At 49.0% G+C, this 7,127-nt stretch carries 6 protein-coding genes and 1 pseudogene; 1 reads left to right on the forward strand and 6 read right to left on the reverse strand.

Going from position 1 to position 7,127, the window contains the following annotated elements; all coding sequences use genetic code 11:
- Window positions 1-338, reverse strand: a 338-nt coding sequence (locus BLO51_RS27965) for a TraX family protein (RefSeq protein ID WP_217266810.1), incomplete at its 3' end; no start/stop codon positions are given.
- A gap of 83 nt (window positions 339-421) precedes the next feature.
- A complete protein-coding gene (locus BLO51_RS27970; RefSeq protein WP_090677398.1) occupies window positions 422-1,624 on the reverse strand; it encodes a hypothetical protein in 1,203 nt (400 codons plus the stop codon).
- Between the two features lie 139 nt (window positions 1,625-1,763).
- On the opposite strand from BLO51_RS27970, the gene BLO51_RS27975 reads away from it, so the two are divergent.
- Window positions 1,764-2,762 carry an NAD-dependent epimerase/dehydratase family protein gene (locus BLO51_RS27975; RefSeq protein ID WP_090677400.1) on the forward strand — a complete coding sequence of 333 codons (999 nt, stop codon included), beginning with the start codon at window positions 1,764-1,766 and terminating at the stop codon, window positions 2,760-2,762.
- 63 nt (window positions 2,763-2,825) lie between these two features.
- Here BLO51_RS27975 and BLO51_RS27980 read toward each other — a convergent pair whose 3' ends face one another.
- From BLO51_RS27980 to BLO51_RS27995, 4 genes and pseudogenes are all read right to left on the reverse strand, one after another.
- A complete protein-coding gene (locus tag BLO51_RS27980; protein WP_090677402.1) occupies window positions 2,826-3,728 on the reverse strand; it encodes an AraC family transcriptional regulator in 903 nt (300 codons plus the stop codon).
- Between the two features lie 165 nt (window positions 3,729-3,893).
- Window positions 3,894-5,669: a glycoside hydrolase family 35 protein gene (locus tag BLO51_RS27985; RefSeq protein ID WP_090677403.1), complete on the reverse strand. Its 1,776-nt coding sequence runs from the start codon at window positions 5,667-5,669 to the stop codon at window positions 3,894-3,896.
- A gap of 237 nt (window positions 5,670-5,906) precedes the next feature.
- Entirely contained in the window at window positions 5,907-6,743 is an 837-nt protein-coding gene (locus BLO51_RS27990) for a hypothetical protein (RefSeq protein ID WP_090677404.1), read from the reverse strand.
- Window positions 6,744-6,799: 56 nt separating this feature from the next.
- Window positions 6,800-7,127: pseudogene (locus BLO51_RS27995) on the reverse strand (hypothetical protein); the annotation flags it as partial.

Consider the following 7,127-nt stretch of genomic DNA (forward strand, 5'->3'; position numbering starts at 1 on the left):
GGTAGCTCCTCCCTCGTTATAAATTCCGGGAACTTAGGATGCATAGTTTCAAATAATGTTTTGAAGTTGGTGATGTGGAGCGAAGCTTTAAGCTTTCGGCGACCCAGTTTGAAACTTCGGCTGTTGCGAGTCGTTTGTACTTCCATCTGGCTGTTGTAAATATCGTAAATTTTCTTCTTCCGACGAAAGTTACTGGTTTTTGTATAGCCAATAGCTATGCCATAGGCGAATAACGGGAATGCAAGTCGGCCGAGTAATGAAAACAGAACTATATTTGGAAAAAACAATCGTCCGATGTGATCCAATGACATGGTGAAGTAGGCTATTATTTGTATCATGTATTTTACTCCAAATTTATATAATCAATGGTGTTTGTTTCTTAATTTAAAATTTTTGACAACGAGGAGCATTATAGACAGACTCAATAAACTAACAAGATATTTTCTTCAAAGTAATAAAAGAATGTTTTATTTATATAAGCATTTTCTGTTAAACCGTCTTTTACAACTTCGATATTATACATTTCCAAACCGTGCATACTTGCGGTTCTAGGGATTGATTCGTCTAAGTACATCCTTGCGGTTATACGGACTGCTTCATCTAAGTAAACCACCATTTCATTATAGGAAAACTCATGGATCGCATTGGTTTCGAATGAATAATATATTTTATTCTTTAGTTCTTCTCTAACGCCGTATAGCAATCCTCCAAAAACCTCGATTGAGTAGTAATGCTCATTTGCTTTATATTTCAAGGTACTGCTTCCAGTTTCTAAATCTATTGCATAAATCTCTGTTTTATCACCCTTATAATCTTCCTCAAAAAACCAGAATCGATCTCCTACCATGCCAATAACTTCAACAGATCGACTGATGTCATAGTCTTTAAAAATAATAGGTGATAGATTTTTTTTATTTTTTATACAATCTATGAATTCGCTTTTATTCAGGATTAGTAAATTCTCAAGTGTTTCTACCTTGTAACTCCCATTCGAGTTGTAATACTCTTCCCAATAGGATTTTTTTTCAAAGCGTTGTATTCTTCCTGAATTAAAAATGATATTTTTAGCCTGATTTCCTACTTTACATACAGCAATATTAAGCAACACATTCAAGTACGGAAAGTCTTGTTGCTGAATAAAGTAGCCTTTTTTTTCCACAGAATCCACTAAAATGACCCGCGAGTAACAATCCTTATTAAAAACAAGGTCGTCTTCTGATAAAAAAACTAAACAATATCTTCCATCAATTGGAGAAATTCTAATTCTAAGATTCCATATATTTTTAATATTTCCTTCGAACTTGATACTGAAAACCAATTCATCTTCAAAACGCTCTAAGTTTAATCTGCTTACATTAAACATATTGCCTTCGAGATGTTGTTCAATAGATCCATGAAACATAACATTAGATGGATTGCCTTCGCCGATAAAATGTACTGCCTTGTTAAACTGATACGAAGTCTCTATCAGATGTTCTGTATCAAGACAAAGTAGTTCAGTATAATAAAACTCTTGCTCATTAGAAACACTTTTAAACAATACATGAAACTTTCCAAAGCTTTCACGAAAAGACCACAATGGTTTATCTAAATAAAGATTTTTTACTTCCAATATTTTTACCATGTCATTTCACTCCCACTTTAAAGTCGAAATCCCAATACGCCAAGTATTGTCGTGTAGATTGTACTTTCATTGACAACTATTGCACAACGTAATAAAATATTTTTACGTAAATATAAGATTTCACAAAGGCGGTGGCTTCATGAACTTGTTAATCTTGGGTGGTACCCGTTTTTTGGGAAAGGCTTTGGCGGAGACGGCGCTGGATCGGGGGCATACGTTGACGCTCTTTCATCGCGGCCGGCACAGTCAAGACGCGTTTCCAGAAGCGGAGCACCTTATAGGAGACCGGGAAAGCGAGCTTGAGCTGCTGCAGGGCAGAACCTGGGATGCGGTGATCGATACATGCGGCTTTGTTCCTCGCGTCGTACGTTCCTCGGTGGAACTGCTGAAGGACCGGGTAGGACATTATACGTTTATTTCGTCCGCATCGGTGTATGAGGATCTTACACGGTTACACATCGGGGAAGACGCCCCTGTCGCAACTCTCTCCGATGAGAGTACCGAGGACGTGACCCAACATTACGGCGCGCTCAAAGCGCTTTGCGAGAAAACGGTCGAAGCCGCCATGCCCGGTAGAGCGCTGCATATCCGGCCCGGTCTGATTGTCGGCCCGTACGATTACTCGGACCGCTTCACGTACTGGCCCCATCGGATCGAACAAGGGGGAGAAGTGCTGGTACCGCCAAAAGAGGGGCGTGTTCAGGTCATCGACGTCAGGGACCTCGCTGCGTGGATTATCCTCTTGGCTGAGAAGCAGACGGTCGGCACGTTTCATGCCAGCGGCAGCGACTTTACGATGGAACAGCTCGTCGACGATTGCGCCCGGTTCAGCAGCCGTCCTGCCGAGTTCACCTGGGTCACCGAACCGTTCTTGAGAGAGCAACAGGTCGGCCAATGGATCGAGCTTCCTCTCTGGCTGCAAAGCGATAGCTTGATCGGCTTGTTCGCCATGGACAATACGAAGGCTTTTGCTTCCGGGCTGACGACCAGACCGTTAATCGATACGGTTCGCGACACTCTCGCATGGGATCGAGGCCGCCCGACGGAGGAGAAACGCGAAGCCGGACTGGACCCAGCCCGCGAGGCGGAGCTGCTCCGCCTGTGGCATAGCAGGGATGCCGCCGCTCCTCGCCCTTGACCTTCGCAACCGCTGCGAGCTGACGGGCTGTTCGCTTCTTTCATCGGCTATGCGGCCGCGGGGCTAAGAGCAGCCATCGTGCTTCGGCTTGTAATCGCTCGGGGCTTGACCGGTCCATCGGCGGAATTGCCGGGAGAAATGGCTCGCGGATTGAAACCCGAGCCGCTCGGCAATCTCCGCCATCGGCAGGTTCGTTGTCACCAGCAGCTCCTTCGCCAGACTCAGCTTTCTGCGGCTGACGTACTGTTTTGGCGATAGGCCGTACACCTTGGAGAACAGCTTCGAGCATTGGCTGCGGCTCAGATGAAGCTCCTCCGCCACGGCGGAAATCGTCGCTTCTTCATGAAAGCTTCCGGCCAGTCGCTCTTCGATCGCATGAGCCACATCGATCGCGAATAAAGTAGCCTCCTTGGACGAAGCTTGACCCGCGTTCGCATCCCGCTCCCGGATTAACGCAAGCACATCCCGAACGATGAGAAGCGTGTACGATTGCAGCAGCAGCCGGTCCTCGAACCGGGGGTTCAGCTCCTCGCGCCAAGGCATGTCCCCATCCGTATCGGGAGCAGCGTACTGCCGCATCATGTCCTCCAATTCCTGAACATAGAATGAAAGCTTCCCGCAGCTCGCAGATCCGGACAGAATATGAGAATAAGGCGCAGCCCCCAGCACGCTCCGCACCTCCGCGTCGTCCAAGTCGAAATGCACGTTGAAGAACCGGTAATACGAGGTTGCGGCTGCAGCGGATTCGTGACGGATGCCCGATTTGATCAGCAGCCAATCCCCTGGACGAAGTGTCAAGGAAGTCCGGTTAATTTCGTGCACCGATTCGCCCTCCAGGCAGCAGATCAATTCATACAAATGATGATGATGCCGCGGGTACCGCCAACCCGGCGGCTTGATGCCGAAGTGACAGCCGGTCACCTGCAGCGTCTGTGTCATATTAGGAAAATGGAATAAACGATCCATGCCGGTGACGGCTCCCTTCTGGCCAAATCCACACTTTCACTCAATGTAACACGTTTTGCAGACCGCTGTCATCTCGGAGCCGGTATCCAAAGATCCCCACAAACTATAAAAAAGCCGGCGCCAACCTTTTATACAGGTCGACACCAGCCTCCATAGCTACCTTTATTATAGCGTTACCTGCGATACCGGTCCGAGCTCCGGCCGGTCCGTAAACATCAGCTCCCGCTTCTCCGTTCCGTGAAGCTCGAACACGACGATCTCGTTCTCGCCTTGCCGCAGCAGCGGCGCAGGGATATACAGCGTCTGCTGCGGCCCGCGCTTCCAGTAACGTCCCAGATGGAAGCCGTTGACGAACACGATGCCCTTGTCCCAGCCGTCCAAGCGCAGGAACGTATCCGCCGGCTGTCCCTCGATCGGCAGCACCGCGCGGTAAAAGCCTGGGTATCCCGTTTCCGCTTCCTTCCCGCCAAAGCTGACCGAAGCTACGTCCTCCAGCGGCAGCGGATAGATATTCCAGCCGAACAGGAACTGGTTGCCGTGGCGTACGCCTTCCGTGATGCCTTTGCGGTCGAGCATGAATGGTCCGTAGTTGATGCGGCCCATATTTTCGACCAAAATGCGCAGCGTCGCTCCACCCTCCGGCACGGCAAAAGCCACCTTCTTGCTCGGGTCCGAGCGCTCGATTACACCCAGGAACTCGTCGTTCACATAAACCAGCGCCCGGTCTCGGCAGTCCTGCAGCACGAGCTCCCGTTCCTCCCGCGGTCCGGAGATGAATGTTTCGTACAGGATGAACCCGTCGTTTTGTCCGACCGCTTCCATCGGCTCCGGGCACGTGCGGCGGACCGCAGCCGATAGGCTGTCCAACTGCCCGAACAGCGAGGCCGCTTCGCGAACCGGCACGCTTCCGTAGGCGGCCTTCGGAATCGGCTGCGGCAGCTCAAGCGGCGGCAGCTCCACGTAGCGGGACAGCGTCTCCCGCACCGCGTAGAACTTATCCGTCGGCTCGCCGGATTCGTTCAGCGGCACATCGTAATCGTAGCTGGTGATCGTCGGCTCGTAATGATTGCGCTGCGGACAGTTCGCTCCGCTCATATAGCCGAAGTTCGTTCCGCCGTGGAACATGTAGAAATTGACCGAAGCACCGAGACGAAGCATATCGTCGAATACGTCCGCTACGTCCTTCGCATCCCGCGTATGGTGTTGCTCGCCCCAGTGGTCGAACCAGCCGTTCCAATACTCCATGCACATGATCGGTCCGTCCGGCTGGTATTTACGTAGCATCTCGAACGCTTCCTCCGCCCGGGACCCGAAGTTCACCGTCTCCAGTACGCCAGGAATCATGCCACCCTGCAGCATGAAGTGCTCCGGCCCGTCGGAGGTGAACAGCAGCACGTCCATTCCCCGCTGCAGCATCGCATCCTTCAAATAAACCAGGTACGCCCGGTCGTTCCCATAGCTGCCGTACTCATTCTCCACCTGCATCGCGATAATCGGGCCGCCGTTCGTGCACAGCAGCGGCTTGAGCAGCGGAAGCAGCACGTCATAGTACGCATCGACGCGGTCAAGATACGGCCGGTGCATGCAGCGCACCCGCATGCCCGGATCGGCGAGCAGCCAAGCCGGCAGCCCGCCGAACTCCCACTCCGCGCAAATGTACGGGCTCGGCCGCACAATCACGTGCAGACCGACCTCGCCGGCGATCTCAACAAAACGAACCACGTCCGCCAGCCCGTCAAAACGAAACTGACCCGGCTTCGGCTCGTGAAGATTCCAAGGAATATACGTTTCTACGGTATTGAAGCCGCAGGCTTTCAGCTTAAGCAGGCGATCCCGCCAATACTCGGGCACCACCCGGAAATAATGAATCGCACCGGAAACAAGACGGATCGGTTCCCCGTCCAGACAAAATTGCCCGTTTTGCACATCGAACGTCGCCATAAGAGCACCCTTTCTGCATTCGGTATTCTTCCTTTATCTTAGAGCGTACGCGGACAATACCGAATAGCCAAAGCGTCCGATTATTTGACCTTTTTTTCCGTTGGTCGGGTAGTGTAGGCTGGAAAGGAGTACGGTGTTGCTCACCGTACTATCAACTGGCTGTTACCAGAGTAACTTTACACCTTAAACATCGTTGTTATTGTCAGGTGCAATCTACATAAAATAATATCTACTTTCCTACCGCCCATCAGGCAGTGTAAAAATAACATCCAGCGGATCTCTCCCGCTAAAAAGTGTTTGATACAGGTTTAGGACTCTTGATGATTGCAGATCTATGGCTTCATCATGGATGAGTTTACCCAGTTCTTCAAATATAGCTCCTTCTCTCTCATCGATGATATTTTGTTTAACCAGCCTTAGAGAACTACCCTCTCGACTAAACGGCCAATCGATATGCGCTCCTTCATAATCAAATACAAAATCAATGGAGCTTACCCCTTGGTATTTACTTACGAGAGGATGCAGAATAACCAAAAATTGCGCAAAAATATAAGTACGCTCCCTGACCTTTTGCGCATCCTTAACTTCGGCTTGAAGCGTGGATGATTGAGGGGACAAATCTCCCCATGAATGAATGTTTATATATGTCAACAACGAAATAGCGTGTTGTTTGTCTTTAAACATAGCGATCCCGACGAATATTTCATTACTGCTGATCCCCGATTCAATAAATCCTCTCAAACATCTGGACGCATTTTCCAGCGTAGTAGCATACTGTGCCAATAGAGGAATGTACTCACTAAAAAGCTTTTCTATCATGCTCTTCTCAGCATTACCGTAAGTCGCTTCCACAATGGTCTCAATCACTAACGCCTTATTATACTTTTCGTTTATTTTCGGCAACACTTCTTCTAAGAGGTGCTTGGTAAATTCAACATCATAAAAATCTAATAAGGTTGAATAATCCTTCAAGCCGCGTAAGAAGGCCATAAATGTTTCAAATTCTGGAGAACCTTCATTACTATGAGTTAAATATTTAAATAAAGAGTTTATTTTTTGTACTTTATCCTCCATAAAGATCTCCTTTTAGTTGAAATACTTTAATACTGTACAGTCAAAAGTTCTCACGCTTAAGAAGCCGACAAATCGGCGTCAACAAAAGAGGTGTCCTGCTTGGAATGGATTATTTTCGTTATGGATAAATGCAGATTTTGGGCAAACAGGCGAAAAATCGACTTGCGTAAATACACCGTCACGGTCGCTTCCGAAACGATGGTCTTGGACGGGGTTCTCAAATAGCGAAAGAAGAGGCCGGGAACCCGCTCGGAAAAACGCAAGGCGATCAGTTGCACCAGTCCCATCGCAATACAACTGCACATCACAAATCCTTCGATGGCCTGAAGAGTCAATCGAATCCGTTGTCTATCTGTTTCGTCCGTCACTTGCTCCAAGGGATGA

Origin of the sequence: Paenibacillus tianmuensis (genome assembly GCF_900100345.1) — a bacterium.
In the GTDB taxonomy this organism is placed as follows: Bacteria; Bacillota; Bacilli; order Paenibacillales; family NBRC-103111; genus Paenibacillus_G; species Paenibacillus_G tianmuensis.